Below are 19,857 nucleotides of genomic sequence, written 5' to 3' on the forward strand. Positions count from 1 at the left end.
CTTTTCTACTTTGAATATATTTGTTGCTGCCTTCATATATAAGCCTATTTTCATTTTATACATTTTTGATCCATTTACGCTCATGTCATTGAAGAAGCTGATCAGAAATCAGCCACCCATTTCGATAGTTTCTTTGATACAAAAACAGGCAACGGAAATACTTAAAAATAAATCCGCTCCCAAAACCCTAATTTGAAGCGATAAACGAACTTAAGTTCCAACAAACAAAAAAGCCTGAAATCCTTGATAATAAAGGGTTTCAGGCTTTTAATTTAGTACGTCCCAGGAGAGATTCGAACTCCCGACCGACGGCTTAGAAGGCCGTTGCTCTATCCTGCTGAGCTACTGGGACATGTTGTTATGTAGTGCGCTGCGCTCGATTACCTCAGCGACAAGATTTATTATATTACTATTGTTCTTTAAAGTCAACGGTTTTTCGAAAGTTTTTTCATAAGGGGCAGATGCTGCACCCTTATGAAATACCTTCCAATGTCACGGTGTTTTCGAGGTCTTGTATCGCTAGACCTTCGTCCGTGTAAAATTGAACGTTTGCTTCGCTTCCATCTAGTGTCAGTATAGCATAGCTGCGCTCTTTGCGCACTCTTGGCAGGTGCACGCTGCCTGGGTTAATGAGGAGCTTTCCTCTTAGCAGCTCACTGCCTGGGATGTGCGAGTGGCCAAAACAGATAATGTCTGCGCCTAGCTCTTCTGCACGGTAGTAGACTTGAAGTAGGGATTGTTTGATGCCATGCAGATGTCCGTGAGTGAGAAATAGTTTTCCGCCTCCATCAAGGGGGAGCAGGAGCTCTTCTTCAAAATCGCCCATAAAGTCACAATTTCCTTTGACGACTTTGTATCCTTGGAGTGCTGGGTGGTTCGTTTCGAGTTCTGAATCTCCGCAGTGAATCATCATGTCTACCTCAGCCGCATGCCGTTCAGCAATGGTTTGAAGCTCGTCTGTGAGTCCATGACTGTCACTAATGATGAGTATCTTCATGGCTTCATTCCCCCTTATTCATTTGCGTCTAGCAATGATGAAAGCTTTTGAAGCGCGACCGCTCGATGGCTGATCTTGTTTTTCTCCTCTGGTGATAACTCGGCCATCGTCTGGTCTTTGTCTTTGACGATGAAAATCGGGTCGTATCCGAAGCCATTTTCGCCGATTGGTTCTTCTGCGATGAAGCCTTCTACTGATCCTTCTACCGTCTTTGTTTCTTTGCCCGGTGTGCTGACAGCAAGGGCACATCTGAATCTGGCTGTGCGGTCTTCTTTTTCAATTCCTTTAAGCTCGCTCAGCACTTTCCTTACATTCTCGGCATCGTCTTTATGCTCACCAGCGTATCTTGCTGAATAAACGCCAGGTTTCCCGCCCAGATAATCAATCGACAAACCGGAATCGTCTGCAATCACCATTTCACCTGCTTTGGCCTGAATAGCCTCGGCTTTGATGATCGCATTTTCCTCAAAGGTTTGTCCTGTTTCTTCGATCTCTTCTGAGAATCCGATGTCTGCTAGTGTTTTGACCGTGAAACCCTTTGGCTCAAGAATGGCTTTGAATTCTTTCGCTTTGCCCGGATTATGCGTTGCAATGATCGCTGTTTTCATCCTGATCAAACCCTTCTAGTTATTCGATGACTTCTCCTGTCACTGCTTTTTGCTTTTCAATTAATTCTTTGATGCCCTTTTCGGCTAGATCAAGCAGTCCGTTTAGCTGCTCTCTTGAAAATGTCGCTTCTTCGCCTGTGCCTTGAAGTTCAACGAAGCGTCCAGCGCCTGTCATGATGACATTCATATCCACTTCAGCCGAAGAATCTTCTTCATAGTTTAAATCTAACAGAAGCCCCTGTTTAGAATCAATTCCGACGGATATCGCCGCTAAATAATCAGTGATTGGGTTTTCTTTCATGACTCCTTCAGCCCGAAGCTTTTGAATCGCAAGTGTCATGGCCACAAATGCACCTGTGATGGACGCCGTCCGTGTTCCGCCGTCTGCTTGAATCACATCACAATCAATCCAAATTGTGCGTTCACCAAGCTTTTCTAAATCAACGACTGCGCGGAGTGCTCGTCCAATTAAGCGTTGAATTTCCATTGTACGTCCCGTGACTTTTCCTTTAGAAGATTCTCTCATCGTTCTTTGTGCTGTTGCTCTTGGAAGCATGCTATATTCTGCTGTAATCCAGCCTTTTCCTTCTCCTCTTAAAAAAGGAGGTACGCGGTCTTCGATTGATGCGTTACAAATCACCTTCGTATTTCCCGCTGAGATTAAGACAGAGCCCTCTGGATGCGTGATGTAGCCTGCCTCTATTTCAATTTTTCTTAATTCGTCATATTGTCTTTCATCTAATCTCATGATTTACCTCCGTTACGATATACATTCCGCGCGGGTGCCAGCGGGGTTCTCCTACTAACTTAGACAACCTTGATCGGTTCTAATCGCTTGGAATAAAAAAGAGGCAGCGAATATGCATGCCTCTTTTTCTCCATTATATCAATGTGTGACGTTAAAAACTACCTGTATTCACTTGTTCTGGTCTTGAAACTGGCTTTGTGAGCTCTGCCCCTTTTTCATTCACAAGCTCTGCCTTTCCGTTAACCTTCACAGATACGCTTTTCACATCCGGCAGCTCTGTTAATGTGAGGACAATGCTATCAAGAACTTTTTGTGAAATGACCTTTTTCTTTTCATCGGCACTGCCAAAAATGGATTCGTTGAAATCAAGTGTCACATGGCCGTCTTTTACTTTTGGTACATCATTCAGCTTCACGTCTTGATCAAAGTCTGTGAGCAAATGGCTTGTTTTACTTGGTCCAGAGACGAGCTCATCAATGGCTGCTGTAATTGGATCATCCTCGTCTTTTGGCGCTCTTGTTGTGACAGGAACGTAGTACGTCTGCTCGTCAGATTCAGATAAGTAGTAGACGGTCACTGGCTTTGTCGATGTCATATCAGCGGCAGCCTCGTGCTGAATATTAATGCCGTCCTCTCTGCTTAAATCATCTGAGATCGGGGTGCCGTTCACAGGCATTTCTTTTAATTCATGTCCATTCATCTTCAATTTGACTTTGGCTACCGAATCAAACTGTGTTAACGTCCAAGTGACAGATTGCAGGATGCGCTGTTCGTCTTCTTTTTTATAGTTTTTGAATTCATTTGAAAAATCCACAACCGCCGTTCCGTCTTTAATATCGACAGATACATTCGTGTCAGCTGGCAAGACGGCTCTAAATCCATTTGGCATCAGGTTGGAGATGGGTCCTCCATCCACGAGATATTCAAGGGTTTGTTTGGCACTTCCTTCGTTTTTCGGCAGCGGAATGGATTGAGACACGACATAACCGTTTTTATCAATTAAATATAATTCTCTCATAACCGTATCTGCCTGCTTCTCTTCTTTTCCTTCTTTGGCTGTTTGTTTGTCTTCTTTATTTTCTTTCACATATGTGACATTTTGTGGTGGATCAATCTCTGTTTTCGCTTGGTCTGTTTGAAACAATCCGCATCCTGATAAAAGCATGGCTGACGCGATACACGTCACAGCTGCTGTAGTTCCTTTTTTCAGCATACTTCACCCTCCTCTAGTAGTTTGTACTACTATGTATACGAGCTCCCTAAGAGGATTAGACCCTTTTCATAAAAAAATAACCCACTTCATGTAGAAGCGGGTTATTGCTGATATACCTGCTCGAGTGACACGGTCTCGACCTTACCTGGCAGGTAGCCGAACCAGTCACGAGCGATGTTTTGAAAATTTTGCTGCTGCCCTGTTGTGTAAAATGTATGGACAGGCTCTTCCTTAGAAGCATTTAACAGCCCTTTATATGAAAGAATCGTACTTGCTTCTCTAGCTGTCTCATCACCTGATGAAATGATGCTCACATCACTGCCCATAAAACGCTGAATCGGCTCTTTTAAAATAGGATAGTGCGTGCAGCCAAGAATGAGCGTATCAATTCCTGTTTCTTTCATCGGTTCAAGAGAGGCTTTCACCACTTCATCTGCTGTCTGATCTAAAAACGTACCGCTTTCGACAAATGGGACAAGCATCGGGCAAGCCAGACCTTGAACCGTCAGACCTGCTTTTAAAGAAAGCAGTGCTTCTTTATAGGCCTCGCTTTTGATCGTATTGACAGTTCCGATGACACCAATATGCTGATTGCTTGTCACCTTGATTGCTGTGCGGGCTCCGGGCTGGATCACGCCAATGACCGGAATATCGAGCGTTGCTTTAATTTCATCAAGCGCAATCGCCGTCGCTGTGTTGCATGCAATGACAAGCATTTTAATATGATGATGTCTCAATAAGTAATGCGCCATTTCCCATGTATATTGTAGAACCTCTTCTTCTTCCCGAGGGCCATACGGACATCGTTTCGTATCGCCTACGTAAATGATTTTTTCTTTTGGCAGTTGCCTCATGATTTCCTTTGCAACGGTTAAACCGCCAACGCCGGAATCAATGACGCCGATTGGTTGATCCAACAAAATCGCCTCATTTTCTTTTCATTTGCTGCTGTAGTTTCGTTAGAGATTGATTGAAAACGATGGCTTCTTCTTCTGAGAAAGCCCCTAGAAGTTCACTGACGTATTCTTGGCGTTTGACAATCACTTCTTGAATGATCCGCTCGCCTTCAGGCAATAAATGAATGCGAACCACGCGGCGGTCAGAAGGGTCTTTCACCCGTTCGACAAGTTCACTTTTTTCCATTCTATCAATTAAATCGGTTGTCGTGCTGCAAGCCAAATACATCTTTTGTGATAACTCGCCTATTGTCATATCTCCGAATTCATAAAGCCACTGGAGCCCTATAAATTGAGGAGGTGTTATCGTATATTGATTTAGGATTTCTCTGCCTTTTTGCTTAATAATTGCGGCAATATGGCGCAATGATTTTTCAATCTCTGCAACATGGTCGAACTCATTCGTTTCCATTTCATTGATACCTCACTATAGCATCTCACTTTGATTAAAATGTACATTCCTATTTTCCTCGTTTTTCAAAGAAAATGCAAGAAGAGACTCAAGGAAATCAAATAGAAATAACCGGTTCCTCCCCAATGCGGAAGGAAAACCGGCTGACGTTAGAGCTCTAGCTCACCCATACGCAGAAGCTCGACTACGGCCTGTGAACGACCTTTAACTCCTAGCTTTTGCATGGCATTCGAAATATGATTTCGAACAGTCTTTTCGCTAATAAAAAGCTCGCTTGCAATTTCTTTTGTTGTTTTATCTTGGACGAGCAATTCAAATACTTCTCTTTCTCTTTTGGTTAATAGCGGCTTGGATTGAAACTCTTTCTCCTTCAAGTATTGTAACCCTCCTTGCTAAGGTGAGAGCTCTAGTCTCTATAGAATGGGATTCTGTATAGTCGAGATATCATATGCCGCGTACCAGAGGTAGGTGACGTTAAAATCAAGAATTCCCGCAGATCAGCGTCCATTTTCATACACTTAGAGCAGCACAAAAAAGGACGAGTCTCCTATCGAGACATCGTCCTATTCAAACGGGTATTTAAAAAATGGAAATGGCTCCTGTTAACAGAGCGATCAGTGTTGTAAAAAGGGCGGTTAACACAGTCCATAATAGTGCGTATTTTTGCAAATCACCAATATCTTTGTTCAGCATACTGACAAGAAGTAAGGTTGAGGCCACAAGTGGACTTAGTAAATGGACAGGCTGTCCGATAATAGAGGCGCGCGCAATCTCCACCGGATCAATGCCATAAGCTGCGCCCGCTTCAGCCAAGATTGGCAGCACTCCGAAATAATAAGCATCATTTGAAAGAACAAAAGTAAATGGCATACTCGTCAAAGCGACAATCAGCGGGAAAAATGAGCTGTAGGAATCCGGGATTAAGTAGATCACTAAATGGGCAATCGACTCAACCATTTTTGTCCCCGAAAAGATCCCTGTGAAAATTCCTGCTGCAAACACAAGTGTAATGACCGTTAATGCATTTCCTGCATGCGATAAAATTCGCTCACGCTGGTCTTCAACTTTTGGATAGTTGATCATGAGAGCGATGACAAATCCAATTAAAAAGAGGACAGGAATCGGTACGATATCGAAGACAAGTGTGGTCATGACAGCCATCGTCAGGAAAAAGTTGACCCAAATCAGATTTGGTCTCTTCATATCCTCTACGCCATCCTCAATTGACGCAGCCAATTCAGGAGAGATGGATACCTCTTCTTTGTGCTGAATCTCAGCAATACCAATTCGCTTCCGTTCTTTTTTCCCAAGTACATATGCAGTAAAAAGTATAAAAAGAGCGCCCCCTAACATCGTCGGGAGTAATGGAATAAAAAATTCAGCGGCATCTAATCCAAGCGCAGCGATTGCACGAGTAGCTGGCCCGCCCCAAGGCGTCATACCACTCATAATTCCTAATGATAATAATGAAATCGTTCCTAAAATCAGCGGGTTCATCCCAATTCTTAAGAAAAGTGGCAGCATAGCTGATACTGTAATCATGTACGTTGTTGTCCCATCACCATCTAATGCAACAAGCATAGACAAAATCGCTACCCCAAAAGCAATTTTGACAGGATCGCCTTTCACAATACGTAGAATGAGTTTAATCAAAGGATCAAACAATCCAGCATCCAGCATGACACCGAAGAATAAAATCGCAAATAACAATAAAGCAGCAGATGGTGCAACAGTTTTGAGTCCATCAAGCATCATGTCCCCTAATCCGCTGTTAAATCCACCGATCAATGCAAATATGATCGGTATAACGGTTAAAGCCACCACCGGATGCATTCGTTTTGTCATAATGAGAAATGTAAATGTCAAGACCATCAAGATCCCTAAAATAGCTAGCACTCTATATCCCTCCATCCTCTTCTTTACACGATCAACAAGCACCCCTTGCACTTGCGACCGGAATGTTAGCGCTTTCTATTTCAAGGATATAATAGCTTTTTTTATAATGAAAATATTGATTTTTTCGTTTATTCAATAAATTTCTTTTATAATTAACCTTGCTGACTTCTTAAAAACTCAATAAACGCTTTCACAACCGACAAATGAAGCGAGTCTGGCTGGTACATAAGCCATGTATCTCTTAAAACGGGCTGTCCATCTTTATACGAAAGACCTTTTACAAATAGCTCATCACTTGGTCTGAGGCAAATTTCTGGAACTATGGCATAGCCTAAACCATGCTTCACCATTTCTTTCGATGTATCCTGACGGTCTGTCTCCATTGTCACGAGGGGAGGCATTGTGAACGTTTCCTGCCACCATCTGTTAATCAATCGTTTTAATGAGCTGTCCGTATGATAGTCAATGAGCGGCAGCTTCGGCAGGTCCTTTAGCTGTATTTCTGATTTTGAAATGATACAAAGCCGCTCTTTATCGAGCAAAAACCGTTCTCCATTCCAATCGTAATCTCCTCTTAAAATCCCTAAGTGTACACTGGATGTCCCTAACAGATCCATTACCTTTGTGCTCCAGCCTGTGTTCACCATAAATTGAACATGTGGATACTGCTTAGAAAATTCTCTTAAAATTTCTGGCAGTTTATACTGGGCAAAATTACTTGAGACCCCTAACCGGATCGTTCCTTTGACCTTTTTTTGCATATTGAGCATACCATCTTTCGTTTGCTGGAGCTGTTTGAGCATGTCATTTGCGTATTCAGCCAAGTACTCACCCTCTGACGTAAATTCAATCCCTCGTTTTCTTTTGAAGAAAAGCTTCATATCAAACTCCTCTTCAAGCTGCTTCAATCGATAGCTTAAGGCAGGCTGCGAGACAAATAATTTTTCTGCCGCCTTTGTAATGTTCTTTTCTTCATAAAGTACCTTTAGAAATCGCCAATCCTTTTCATCCATTGTATGCCCTCCTTTTTTACTAATTATAAAATATTTTTATCGATTCCTTTCAAAATAATGTATTTAACTTATTTCTTATTATACTTTACCATTTTGGTTAGATAAACAGTTCATTAAAAATTGAGGGTGAGAGCAATGAGAAAAGTTCCAATCACTATTATGCGAGGCGGTACAAGCAAAGGGGTATTCATTCAAGCAAACGATGCACCATATGAACACGATGAGCTCGAGGCATTTCTTTTAGACATTATGGGCAGTCCTGACCGGCTGCAGGTCGATGGAATCGGCGGCGGTAATTCTTTAACAAGCAAAGTAGCGATCATCGACAAAGCGACTCGTCCAGATGTGGATGTAAACTATACATTTGCACAAGTCAGTATTAATGAAAGATATGTAGACTTTAAAGGAAACTGCGGGAATATCTCATCAGCTGTAGGTCCATATGCCATCATTAAAGGATTTGTTCAAGCGGTTGAGCCCATCACGACTGTACGTATCCTCAATACCAACACGAATAAAATTATTGTGGCAGAGGTAGAAGTCGAAAATGGTGAGGTTAAATTTGAAGGACATGCAGAAATTCCAGGAGTAAAAGGGACTGGTTCTCCCATTTATTTATCTTTTGAGAAACCTGAAGGCGCTGTCACAGGTAAAACCTTTCCGACTGGAAACAAAATTGATACGATTCAAACAAAGTTTGGAGAGATTCCAATCTCGATCGTTGACATTGCAAATCCAATTGCCTTTATCCGTGCCAAAGATATTCATCTAAAAGGAACTGAATTGCCTGAGGAGTTTACAGACGATTTACTGAATGATTTAGAAGAAATTCGTTCCATCGCTGCTGAAATGTGTCTCTTTGCACCAAAGGAAATGGCCACATTACAGTCTCCAGCTGTTCCAAAGCTTGCAATCATAAGCGAGCCTGCTGATTATGTAGATACAAATGGAATCTTGAGACGAGCAGCAGATATGGACATCATCGTTCGTATGCTATCGATGCAAAGACCACACCAAGCACTTGCCATTACCGGCTCTGTCTGCGTGTCAGCAAGCTGCTTTATGGAAGAAACGCTTCCTGCACAGCTTTATCATGGTCAACATGATACGCTTCGAATTGGGCATCCTGCTGGTATTATGCAAACTGAAATTGACGTGTCTCAAAACAGAGTCAAGGTCATTCGAACCGCAAGAGAAATTCTGGACGGGGTGGTCTTTACGAAACAAGACTATATGATTCAGCATCATATTAAAAAAGAAGCTTAAAGCAGACGAGAATATCGTCTGCTTTTTTATTTTTGCATAGGGGCATCAATATCACCGGCAGAATGGGCTTTTATATGTCCTTGGTCATCTTTTAGCTGGAGATGACCATAGCGGTTCACACCGCAGCAAATCCCTTCCTGCCATGTTTGTTTTTCTCGATCTAATGAGATGCGAAGCGGTTGATTCAGACGAAATAATCGTTTGTTGTAGAGGGCAGTAAGTGCTTCAAATCCTTCATTCTGCCAGCGTGTATGGTATTTTTCAAAAGCCACTGCCAGTTCTTTCACAAGCTGATCGGCTTTCACCTCTGAAAGCTCTGATAAGCAAATGGTTTTGTACGGGACATGCTCCGGCTTTGTCTCTACATTGATGCCAACACCGATATAGATGGCGCTGCGGTCCGCTTCAATCAATGTGCCCGATACCTTTGCTTCATTAATGAGAATATCATTTGGCCATTTGATCGCCAGCTGATCCCCAGCTCTCATGAGTGGTTTGAGTACATCATAGATTGCTAGTGCCGTCAGCGGGGCAATCGTTGACTGGGTGGAGAGTTCTGCTGGCGGTAAGACTGTCATGGTCACCGCCACATTCCCTAAAGGTGTTTCCCACGGCCTGCCGAGTCTGCCTCTTCCTGCTGTCTGCTGGCGTGCATAGACAGCAAATGAGGGATTCTCTCCTTTTTGCATAAGCCTTTTTGCTTCATTATTTGTACTATCAATGGTGTCATAACGAAAAATGTCCATGTTTACCCCTTCTTAATAAATTATTCATAACAAATTTCACTATAATTTAGACTGCCAAAAAATCTTGACTAAAAAGAAATAAAGGTATACTCCGTTTTAAAAAAATGCTAATATAAATAGAACACACGTTCCTGTTTATCATATTGTAAAATTTTAGTATAATTATAAATACGTCCTAGGAGGGCTAATTGATGAGAAGTCCATTGTGGTACAAAGTTATGTTACTGTTTTCTGCATATACACCCTTGTTTCTAATATTATTTGTTAAATTTTTCGATTTCAAAAACACTTACTCATTCTTTCTTTATCTTAAAAGGCTACAACTGAATCAGTTATTTAATACTGAGCTTTACAATTATTTGTTATCAATGAGTTCCCTCTTTATGTTTGTAATATCAATTTTATGTTCTCTTTATATTAGATTCGAAATTCAACAGACATTAAAAAAAGAAATTGCAAGAATTGATATACACATTAAAACTATTCATTCTAGAGATAAAGATGTACTAGTATATCTCGTAACATATATTTTACCACTGTTAAGTTTAAGCACAAATACTATAAATGATTTTTTAATTTTTATAATTTTAATAATTTTAATTTTTTGGTTATCTATTTTTAGCGATCTACTATATATAAATCCCTTGCTATTCATTCTTGGAAAACGCCTATACGAAATAGAAAGTACTAATAGAAAGTATCTAATCATTACAGACAAAAATCATACTAGTAATATCAGAATTGGAAAAAAAATCATAAGTTATCGTTTAGATTCAAACGAAATTTTAATCTCAAAGGGGCAAATTGCGGATGATTGATAGACTAACTCAAATAAACAATTATTTAGATACCTTAAGCGCAACACCCAATTTTCAGTTATTTATAATTGGCTCTATACTAAAAGAAGGAACTACCACAATATATGATGATACAGAACCAGCTGAAATATTAACAGACGTTTCTGTTAGGGACTGGGTGTTTACTGGAACTAAAAATATATTGAATACTCTTAAAGAGTATGAACTAATTAATATTAACGATACAGATGAACCTGGAGAGTATTTCAAAAGATATTTACAATTAGATACTCTAAGCCAGCTAGAACAATGGAAAAGTCACATCGAAAACGAAGTTGACCATGAAAATGCTAGAGACTATATAAACAATGATAAATTCAAACCAAAATGTATTATCGCTAAGCTCACAGTACTAGAAGAAGATATTTATTTTATTAAAGTTATAAACGAAAGTGTTTTGTTAAAGAAAAGAACAATTCTTAAATATTTAGCAACACGGGATGGTTATGTTATAGATGAGAACAGGGATAAAAAGTTATTTCTTGATGACCAGTGGGACGGTATTATTTTTAATCAGCATGTTATTTTACTTAAGGAAAACAAGATTTTAAATCTCTTCAGATATTATGAGAAGTTTCGTGAAGCAGCACAAACAGTAGTTAGTCAATTAGAATCTTTAAATTTACTCTCTGGTACTGAAAATTTGAATGAATTTATTCAATCAACTGTTAGCCTTCAGAAAAAACTTGCTAAAGCTGCCACTTATCAAATTGATCAAATTCGTACTGATCGAATCAGCGAGTTAATTAACCAGGGCATGATAAATTTAAATTTAAATTCTGAAGGTAAAATCGAATGCACGACTAAAGAGGAAGCAAGAGTAGTAATTGATGTTCTATTGGATAATTTTGTTGCTTCGTTAATTACTGATGAAAAGTATAGAGTTCATAACAAATCTAAAATTCAATCTTGATGATTATGAGTTGAATATCGAAATGAATAGTTATGGATTGCATTAATCCATAACTATTCTATAACAGGTATGATATATATTTTAAAGTAAAACTATTATAAATGTCTCTTCTCAAATTGATACATTCGAGTTTCGGATAACAATTTAAATTACTTAAATTGATCTAATCCACACATATATTTAGGCTATTTAATGTACAGCTTAAACACCTCTTTTTCTTCCTCTGTAAACGGGACAGATGCGCCTGTGTCTTTACTAATTTGCACCATGGTGACTGAGCCTGTAAAGCAAGGTTCCTGCTGCTCATTTTCTCCTAAATAATGAAGGATGAGTGAGCTTGATCCGACCTTTTCCGGCTTGACATACACACGAAGCCTCTCCCCAATCTCTACCTGCTTGATGTAATCACATTGCAGGTTTGCGACGACTGTCATGGTCTCCCTCACACGTTTCATCCGTTTATCAACAATTCCCGTCTTTTGAAAAAAGGCAATTCGTGCCTCTTCAAAATACACAAAAGGGGTGACATTGTTCATATGGCCAAACATATCCGTTTCTGAAAAACGAACGGTGGTTTCGACATAAAATCGAAAGGATGCCCTCCACTCTTCAAACGGTTCTTCAATATATGACGGCAGTCTCACTTGATCATCTCCTTATTTGGAAACAAAACGCCTCTCCCGTATTGGAAGAGGCGTTTGTTTATATGTTGCATCCAGCCTCTTTAAACACTCATCATGATTGGCAAAGAGGACTGAATGTGATGTTATTCTGCGTGATCGCTTCCGAAGAAGTTACGGAAAGCTTGTAATGTTGTATCTCGGTTTAGTGCTGCAATTGACGTTGTCAGCGGGATTCCTTTCGGACAAGACTGCACACAGTTTTGGGAGTTCCCGCAGTTCGCTAGACCGCCATCACCCATAATTTCTTCTAGACGGTCAGACTTATTCATTGCACCTGTCGGATGTGCGTTAAATAAACGAACTTGTGAAAGCGGTGCAGGGCCCATAAAGGAAGACTTATCATTCACGTTTGGACAAGCTTCAAGGCAGACACCACATGTCATACATTTAGAAAGCTCATACGCCCATTGACGTTTTTTCTCAGGCATTCTTGGTCCAGGTCCAAGGTCATATGTGCCATCGATTGGCACCCATGCTTTGACTTTTTTCAAGGAATTAAACATACGGCTTCTATCAACCTGCAAGTCTCTCACAACAGGGAATGTCTTCATCGGCTGGAGACGGATCGGCTGATCTAACTTGTCAATTAAAGCTGTACATGACTGGCGCGGTGTTCCATTAATGACCATGGAACAAGCTCCACACACCTCTTCAAGACAGTTCATATCCCAGTTGATGGCCGTTGTTTTTTCACCTTTTTTATTGACCGGGTTACGTCTAATTTCCATGAGGGCGGAAATGACGTTCATATTCGGACGGTAAGGGATTTCGAATTCCTCATCATAAGGCTTTCCATCTGCTGTATCTTGACGTGTGATAATGAATTGAATCGTGTTTTTTTCACTCATCTTATTTCTCCACCTTTTTCTTCGAGTAATCTCGTTTACGAGGTGCAATTAACGATACATCGACGTCCTCATAGTGGAATGCAGGCTTTTGATTCTTCCCTTTGAACGTAGCCATCGTTGTTTTTAGGAATTCTTCATCGTGTCTTTCTGGGAATTCCGGTTTATAGTGTGCGCCTCGGCTTTCATTCCGGTTGTATGCCCCGATCGTAATGACTCTTGCCAGCTGAAGCATGTTGTCAAGCTGACGCGTGAAGGCAGCGCCTTGGTTGCTCCATGATGCTGTATCGTTGATGTTGATATGCTTATAGCGCTCCATCAGTTCTTCAATCTTCTGATCTGTTTTTAAGAGTTTGTCATTGTAACGAACCACTGTCACGTTATCCGTCATCCATTCTCCAAGCTCTTTATGAAGCACGTACGCATTTTCTGTGCCATCCATGCTGAGGATGTTGTCCCATTTCTCCTGCTCTTTCTTCACGGCGCTGTCAAATGTTGCAGAAGAGAGGTCTTCCGCAGACTTTTCAAGACCGCTAACGTACTTCACAGCATTTGGTCCTGCGACCATTCCGCCGTAAATCGCAGAAAGCAAGGAGTTCGCTCCAAGTCTGTTTCCGCCGTGCATAGAGTAATCACATTCTCCGGCAGCGAACAAACCTTTGATATTGGTCATTTGATCATAATCCACCCATAATCCGCCCATTGAGTAATGGACAGCAGGGAAAATTTTCATCGGAAGCTTACGAGGGTCATCACCCATGAATTTTTCATAGATTTCAATGATTCCGCCAAGCTTAATATCAAGCTCTTTTGGATCTTTGTGAGAAAGATCAAGGTATACCATGTTCTCTCCGTTGATGCCGAGCTTTTGCTCGACACATACGTCGAAGATTTCACGCGTTGCGATATCACGCGGTACAAGGTTCCCGTATGCTGGGTATTTTTCTTCAAGGAAGTACCAAGGCTTCCCGTCTTTATATGTCCAAACACGTCCGCCTTCACCACGAGCTGATTCACTCATGAGACGAAGCTTGTCATCTCCTGGGATCGCTGTTGGGTGAATTTGAATGAATTCTCCATTTGCATAATGAGCACCTTGCTGATAAACGATTGATGCAGCTGATCCAGTATTAATCATGGAGTTCGTTGATTTACCGAACACGATTCCAGGACCGCCTGTCGCCATGATCACAGCATCTGAACGGAAGGATTCAATTTCCATTGTCGTCAAGTTCTGCGCGACAATGCCTCGGCATACTTCCTCGTCATCTAAAACAGCGCCAAGGAATTCCCAGCCTTCATATTTCGTGACAAGCCCTGCTACTTCATAGCGGCGAACTTGCTCATCCAGTGCGTATAATAGCTGCTGTCCCGTTGTGGCACCAGCAAATGCTGTACGGTGGTGCTGTGTTCCCCCGAAGCGGCGGAAGTCCAGTAATCCCTCTGGTGTTCTGTTAAACATCACACCCATACGATCAAGTAAGTGGATAATGGACGGCGCTGCTTCACACATTGCCTTTACTGGCGGCTGGTTGGCTAAGAAATCTCCGCCATATACTGTGTCATCAAAATGCTCATAAGGTGAATCCCCTTCACCTTTTGTATTCACCGCTCCGTTAATTCCGCCCTGTGCACATACAGAATGCGAACGTTTCACAGGTACGATTGAAAATAATTTAACAGCTGTTCCCGCTTCTGCTGCTTTTATAGTTGCCATGAGACCTGCTAAGCCGCCTCCGACAACGATGATGCTAGAATTACTCATTGTAGCCCCTCTCCCTCTTCTACTAATCTATTTCCTCTTAAACAAAAGCGAAAATTGCTCTTAGCCCTACATATGAAAGCGCTATAAATATACCTAATGTCACATATGTGGAGATTCTTTGTGAGCGTGGTGAAACGGTAATTCCCCAGCTGACAGCAAATGACCACAAGCCATTAGCAAAGTGGAAAATAGTAGATAAAACGCCGACAATATAGAAGCCTAGCATAAATGGAGAGCTTAAAATATTCGCCATCATGTCATAGTTTACTTCAGCTCCAAGCTGAGCTTGAATTCGTGTTTCCCATACGTGCCAAGTGACAAAAATCAATGTGATGATACCTGTAATCCTTTGCAGTCTGAATAACCAGTTTCTTAAGTAACTGAAGCGTGACGTGTTGTTTTGTGCCGTAAAGGCTATGTACACCCCATAAACAGCATGATAGATCAGTGGTAAGAAAATCACGAACAGCTCAAGTGCATATCTGAATGGAAGCTGTTCCATAAAGTGTGCAGCTTTGTTAAACGCCTCTGGTCCATTTGTCGCAAAGTGGTTAATCACTAAGTGCTGTACTAAAAATAGACCGACCGGAATGACGCCAAGCAAAGAATGCAATCTCCGATAAAAAAATTCTTTGTTCCCCGACATTACTTTACCCCCTAGTAAAAAAAGTGCAATTGCTTGAAAATTGTCTTACCCCCGCTTCTTTCAAATGTAAGCACTTTATTCAAATTTATTGACAATTTCATTTTACTCCTATGTCAAAAAAGCGTCAAGAAACCGCGTACATAAATTAAAATTTTCCGAAATTTAAAAGTTTTAAATCAAAATTCGTTTTACTACAATAAGAATTTCTTAGACTTCAGGGAAAACTCTGTCATCATATGCCCACATAAGCTATAATAAATTGTTGAAAGAGGGGAGCCGTACAATGAATAAATTTGAATCTAACTTAGAACAGCTAAAAGAGATTGAAGTCAATGGATTTGCCTACGAGCTGATACGCGAAGTTCTGCTGCCTGACATTCTTGGTCAGGATCATTCATCTATGATGTATTTTGCGGGTAAGCTGCTTGCTCGTAAATTTCCTCAAGAGTCATGGGAGAATATCCCCGAATTTTTCCATGATGCCGGATGGGGGACTCTCACGATGGTCCATTCTAAAAAACAGGAAATTGAGTTTGAGCTCGAAGGTCCACTTGTATCGAATCGACTCACCTATCAAAAAGAGCCATGCTTTCAAATGGAGGCCGGTTTTATTGCTGAACAGATTCAGCTTCTCAATGAGCACGTTGCTGAATCCTATGAGCAAGTGAAAAAGCGTGCTGATAAAGTCATTTTAACCGTTAAATGGGATTTAAGAGACCCTAGCTAACACTGCTTATGAAAGGCGAGGACTTCGCGTCACGCCTTTTTTATATGCCTTCTTCTATCATAGCATACTTAGTGAATGGGTTTATGCACGTGTGTTCCTTTTAATATGCGGCCGATTCAAATATAAAAAAGAGGTGCACTCTTTCATGAGATACACCTCTTTTTATTTTTTAAGAATGAGCAGCTGCGCTCACTTTCGATAATTCAAATGCATCATGCAGGGCTTCCACCGCTTTGACCATATCATCACGGCCAACCACTGTGGAAACTTTGATTTCAGACGTACTGACCATTTTCACTTGTATATCTTTTTCAGCTAACACAGCGAACATTTCAGCAGCTACACCTGGATTTGAGACCATACCAGACCCAACGATGGATACTTTGGCTAATTTGCTTTCTGTCTCAATCTGCTCATAGCCAAGCGCCCCTTTATATTCTTCTAGTACTTCAACTGCTTTGGACAAATCATCCGTTTTCACAGAGAAAGAGATGGAAGTCTGATTTGTGCTTGTGACGGACTGAATGATGATATCAACATTGATATTTTGCTTAGCAAGCGTCGTAAAAATGGTCGATAATGTTGTTAAACCGCTTGAAAGGCCGCACACCGTCACGCGTGTCATCTGATCTTCAAATGCAATTCCTCTTACGACTAAATTTTGTTCCATGGATGATTCCTCCTCAATTAACGTACCCGATTCATTTACAATACTAGAACGGACTTCTAGTGGGACTTGATAATTTTTCGCAAACTCAACGGCTCTCGGATGCAAGACGCCTGCCCCTAAATTGGCCAGCTCGAGCATCTCATCGTATGAAATACCCGCAAGTTTTCGCGCGGACGGTACATAACGCGGATCTGTCGTAAACACACCTGGTACGTCCGTGTATATATCACATTTGTCTGCTTTTAATGCAGCAGCAAGTGCCACAGCCGTCGTATCTGATCCCCCGCGTCCAAGTGTTGTGATATGTAGGTCATCTGCAATTCCTTGGAAGCCTGCTACAACAACGACTTTCCCAGCACTTAGTTCCTCTTTGATTCTTGATTCATCGATGTCCACGATTCTTGCATTTCCGTGCACCTGCTCTGTTTTCATACCAGCCTGCCAGCCTGTAAAGGAAATGGCATCATAGCCTTTTGCTTGCAGCGCCATCGCCAATAATGAAATGGTCACTTGCTCCCCAGTTGTTAGCAGCATATCCATTTCTCTCTTGCTTGGATCATCTGTGAGTTCTTTGGCAAGGTCTACTAGAACATCCGTTGATTTTCCCATCGCCGACACAACCACGACCACATCATGACCTGCCTTACGTTCAGCGATGACTCTCTCTGCGGCTTTGCGAATTTTTTCTGTCGATCCAACAGATGTTCCGCCAAATTTTTGTACAATTAGTCCCATGTCTACCACCCTTTTTCAAAAGATCACGTGTGAGAGAAGAGCAAGAAGCGGCTTTGGAGACTGCCCACTCACTGCAAATAAAAAAAGCAATGAGAGAACAAATCTCCCATTGCTTTGAAATCATCATTAAAAGATGCAAACAATGAGATAGCCCTCCAAGAAATAAATTCTTGACAGCCCTACATTTCTTCAATGTACAGCCAGCGAATAAAATGAGTGGATTTTATTCACTTCGGCGACGCTCCCCTTTCAGCCCTCTTCCTAGATCCCATCGATCTCTGAAGGCCTACTCTTGAAGTTCGCACCTCTATCTTCAACAAACAACACGCTCATTTATTAAATTAGTCACATCTTAACAGACTTTTGGAAAAAGTACAATCTATTTTTTTAATGCCTCCATTAAAAGTTCGGCCGTTTGTTTCGGAATGCCAGCCTCCTGAAAATCTTGGACAGAGGCTTCTTTCATCTTTTTCACAGAGCCAAAATGTTTGAGGAGCTGTTTTTTTCGCTTTTCTCCAATACCTGGTACATCATCTAAAATAGACTGGAATGCATTTTTTCCGCGCAGCTGCCGGTGAAAGCTAATGGCAAACCGGTGCACTTCATCTTGAATACGCTGCAATAAATAAAAGGCCTGACTGTTACGCTCTAGCGCAACAATTTCAAGTGTATCACCCATCATGAGATTCGATGTCCGATGTTTTTCATCTTTCACAAGACCTGCCACTGGAACAGACAGATTCAATTCATTTTCGAGCACGTCTATGGCTGCGTTGATCTGTCCTTTTCCTCCGTCAATTAAAATTAAATCTGGCAGCGGCAGCTCATCTTTTAACACGCGTGTATATCGTCTTCTGATAACTTCACGCATGGATGCATAATCATCTGGTCCTGCGACAGTTTTGATTTTATATTTCCGGTATTCCTTTTTATATGGCTTCCCGTCCTGAAAGACAACCATGGCGGAAACAGGATCTGCTCCTTGAATATTTGAGTTATCAAATGCCTCGATCCGGTATGGCATATAAATATTAAGTGCGTCCCCGAGCTGCTTCACCGCTCCAATTGTCCGTTCTTCATCGCGCTCAATGAGCGAGAATTTTTCTTTCAGGGCGATTTTGGCGTTTTGGTGTGCAAGTAAAAGTAAATCCTTTTTCTTTCCTTTTTTCGGCTGGTGAACGTTCGTCTCAAGCAACTGCTCGATCATCTCTTGATCTACGCTGTCTGGCACCAAAATTTCTTTCGGCAGGAAGTGGTTGTTTTTTTCATAAAATTGCCCTAAAAATGTAAGGAATTCTTCCTCGGGGTCTTGATACATAGGGAACAAGCTGACATCACGTTCAATCAATTTCCCCTGTCTGATGAAGAAGACTTGGACACACATCCAGCCCTTATCATAGGCATAGGCAAATACATCTCGATCTGATAAGTCACTCATCGTCATTTTCTGCTTTTCCATTGTTGAGTCGATGTAAGCGATTTGATCTCTCAGTTCTTTTGCCCGCTCAAACTCTAATTGTTCGGACGCTTCCTGCATCTTTTCGGTTAGTTCTTTCTTGATTTGCTGGTGCCCTCCATTAAGAAACCTGGTGATTTCATCCACGAGCTGTTTATTCGTTTCTTCAGAAATGTCATACACACATGGTGCGAGACATTGTCCAAGATGATAATAAAGACAGACACGATCAGGGAGTGTCGCACATTTTCTTAGAGGATATAAGCGGTCAAGCAGCTTTTTGGTTTCTCTTGCTGCTTGTACGTTAGGGTATGGACCGAAGTATCTCCCTTTATCCTTTTTCACATTGCGGGTGACGATCAGCTTAGGATGCCGTTCATTCGTAATTTTAATAAAAGGATACGTCTTATCATCCTTGAGCATAACATTGTATTTTGGGTCATACTTTTTAATTAAATTCAGCTCTAAAATCAGTGCCTCAATGTTAGATGAGGTCACAATGTATTCAAAGTCCGCAATTTCACTGACAAGCCGCTGCGTTTTGGCATCATGAGATCCAGTGAAATAAGAGCGCACTCTATTTTTTAATACCTTTGCCTTCCCCACGTAGATGACCGTATTTTGTCTATCTTTCATTAAGTAACAGCCTGGTCGATCAGGCAGGACTGACAGCTTTTCTTTGATCAGTTTGTTCATATTTTCATC

Annotated in this window: 19 protein-coding genes, 1 tRNA gene and 1 riboswitch; of the genes, 3 read left to right on the forward strand and 17 right to left on the reverse strand. The window is 41.3% G+C overall.

What is annotated here, in order from left to right; genetic code table 11:
* Window positions 1-278: 278 nt before the first annotated feature.
* The 10 genes from ACYH0L_RS12825 to ACYH0L_RS12870 form a co-directional block, all read right to left on the reverse strand.
* Window positions 279-352, reverse strand: a tRNA-Arg gene (locus tag ACYH0L_RS12825).
* A gap of 120 nt (window positions 353-472) precedes the next feature.
* Window positions 473-997, reverse strand: a complete 525-nt coding sequence (locus ACYH0L_RS12830) for a YfcE family phosphodiesterase (RefSeq protein ID WP_482354085.1) — start codon at window positions 995-997, stop codon at window positions 473-475.
* A gap of 14 nt (window positions 998-1,011) precedes the next feature.
* A complete protein-coding gene (locus tag ACYH0L_RS12835; protein WP_180275499.1) occupies window positions 1,012-1,614 on the reverse strand; it encodes an XTP/dITP diphosphatase in 603 nt (200 codons plus the stop codon).
* A 10-nt stretch (window positions 1,615-1,624) separates the two neighbouring features.
* The gene (gene rph / locus ACYH0L_RS12840; RefSeq protein ID WP_099681411.1) at window positions 1,625-2,353 is read right to left on the reverse strand and encodes a ribonuclease PH; all 729 of its coding nucleotides are present in this window, start codon (window positions 2,351-2,353) and stop codon (window positions 1,625-1,627) included.
* 151 nt (window positions 2,354-2,504) lie between these two features.
* Window positions 2,505-3,566 carry a GerMN domain-containing protein gene (locus ACYH0L_RS12845; protein WP_099726946.1) on the reverse strand — a complete coding sequence of 354 codons (1,062 nt, stop codon included), beginning with the start codon at window positions 3,564-3,566 and terminating at the stop codon, window positions 2,505-2,507.
* A 101-nt stretch (window positions 3,567-3,667) separates the two neighbouring features.
* Window positions 3,668-4,486, reverse strand: a complete 819-nt coding sequence (gene racE, locus ACYH0L_RS12850; RefSeq protein WP_268254812.1) for a glutamate racemase — start codon at window positions 4,484-4,486, stop codon at window positions 3,668-3,670.
* A gap of 7 nt (window positions 4,487-4,493) precedes the next feature.
* Window positions 4,494-4,934 (reverse strand): MarR family winged helix-turn-helix transcriptional regulator, encoded by a 441-nt coding sequence (locus ACYH0L_RS12855; protein ID WP_099726944.1) that lies wholly within the window; start codon window positions 4,932-4,934, stop codon window positions 4,494-4,496.
* A 149-nt stretch (window positions 4,935-5,083) separates the two neighbouring features.
* Complete coding sequence (gene gerE / locus ACYH0L_RS12860) at window positions 5,084-5,308, reverse strand: spore germination transcription factor GerE (protein ID WP_003184172.1); 225 nt, start codon at window positions 5,306-5,308, stop codon at window positions 5,084-5,086.
* 205 nt (window positions 5,309-5,513) lie between these two features.
* The gene (locus tag ACYH0L_RS12865) at window positions 5,514-6,830 is read right to left on the reverse strand and encodes a CitMHS family transporter (RefSeq protein ID WP_099726943.1); all 1,317 of its coding nucleotides are present in this window, start codon (window positions 6,828-6,830) and stop codon (window positions 5,514-5,516) included.
* 152 nt (window positions 6,831-6,982) lie between these two features.
* Complete coding sequence (locus ACYH0L_RS12870) at window positions 6,983-7,843, reverse strand: LysR family transcriptional regulator (RefSeq protein WP_099726942.1); 861 nt, start codon at window positions 7,841-7,843, stop codon at window positions 6,983-6,985.
* Between the two features lie 135 nt (window positions 7,844-7,978).
* Here ACYH0L_RS12870 and ACYH0L_RS12875 point away from each other — a divergent pair, with 135 nt between their 5' ends.
* The gene (locus tag ACYH0L_RS12875) at window positions 7,979-9,109 is read left to right on the forward strand and encodes a 2-methylaconitate cis-trans isomerase PrpF family protein (protein ID WP_099726941.1); all 1,131 of its coding nucleotides are present in this window, start codon (window positions 7,979-7,981) and stop codon (window positions 9,107-9,109) included.
* 26 nt (window positions 9,110-9,135) lie between these two features.
* On the opposite strand, the gene ACYH0L_RS12880 is transcribed toward ACYH0L_RS12875, so the two are convergent.
* A complete protein-coding gene (locus ACYH0L_RS12880; protein ID WP_256498880.1) occupies window positions 9,136-9,855 on the reverse strand; it encodes a biotin--[acetyl-CoA-carboxylase] ligase in 720 nt (239 codons plus the stop codon).
* Between the two features lie 810 nt (window positions 9,856-10,665).
* Here ACYH0L_RS12880 and ACYH0L_RS12885 point away from each other — a divergent pair.
* A complete protein-coding gene (locus ACYH0L_RS12885; RefSeq protein ID WP_256498881.1) occupies window positions 10,666-11,625 on the forward strand; it encodes a Kiwa anti-phage protein KwaB-like domain-containing protein in 960 nt (319 codons plus the stop codon).
* A gap of 185 nt (window positions 11,626-11,810) precedes the next feature.
* Here the strand turns inward: ACYH0L_RS12885 and ACYH0L_RS12890 are convergent, their stop codons facing one another.
* The 4 genes from ACYH0L_RS12890 to ACYH0L_RS12905 form a co-directional block, all read right to left on the reverse strand.
* Window positions 11,811-12,269, reverse strand: a complete 459-nt coding sequence (locus tag ACYH0L_RS12890; protein WP_256498882.1) for an acyl-CoA thioesterase — start codon at window positions 12,267-12,269, stop codon at window positions 11,811-11,813.
* 122 nt (window positions 12,270-12,391) lie between these two features.
* A complete protein-coding gene (sdhB, locus tag ACYH0L_RS12895) occupies window positions 12,392-13,156 on the reverse strand; it encodes a succinate dehydrogenase iron-sulfur subunit (RefSeq protein WP_099726939.1) in 765 nt (254 codons plus the stop codon).
* 1 nt (window position 13,157) lies between these two features.
* A complete protein-coding gene (gene sdhA / locus ACYH0L_RS12900) occupies window positions 13,158-14,918 on the reverse strand; it encodes a succinate dehydrogenase flavoprotein subunit (RefSeq protein WP_099726938.1) in 1,761 nt (586 codons plus the stop codon).
* 37 nt (window positions 14,919-14,955) lie between these two features.
* A complete protein-coding gene (locus ACYH0L_RS12905) occupies window positions 14,956-15,564 on the reverse strand; it encodes a succinate dehydrogenase cytochrome b558 subunit (RefSeq protein ID WP_007501622.1) in 609 nt (202 codons plus the stop codon).
* 283 nt (window positions 15,565-15,847) lie between these two features.
* Here ACYH0L_RS12905 and ACYH0L_RS12910 point away from each other — a divergent pair, with 283 nt between their 5' ends.
* A complete protein-coding gene (locus ACYH0L_RS12910) occupies window positions 15,848-16,291 on the forward strand; it encodes a YslB family protein (RefSeq protein WP_099726937.1) in 444 nt (147 codons plus the stop codon).
* Between the two features lie 169 nt (window positions 16,292-16,460).
* On the opposite strand, the gene ACYH0L_RS12915 is transcribed toward ACYH0L_RS12910, so the two are convergent.
* Together ACYH0L_RS12915 and uvrC are read right to left on the reverse strand one after the other, a co-directional pair.
* The gene (locus ACYH0L_RS12915; RefSeq protein WP_249704982.1) at window positions 16,461-17,696 is read right to left on the reverse strand and encodes an aspartate kinase; all 1,236 of its coding nucleotides are present in this window, start codon (window positions 17,694-17,696) and stop codon (window positions 16,461-16,463) included.
* Between the two features lie 140 nt (window positions 17,697-17,836).
* Window positions 17,837-18,014: riboswitch (Lysine riboswitch) on the reverse strand.
* A 61-nt stretch (window positions 18,015-18,075) separates the two neighbouring features.
* Complete coding sequence (gene uvrC / locus ACYH0L_RS12920) at window positions 18,076-19,848, reverse strand: excinuclease ABC subunit UvrC (protein WP_256498883.1); 1,773 nt, start codon at window positions 19,846-19,848, stop codon at window positions 18,076-18,078.
* Window positions 19,849-19,857: the final 9 nt, after the last annotated feature.

It is taken from the genome of Bacillus sp. MC1252 (genome assembly GCF_056838025.1).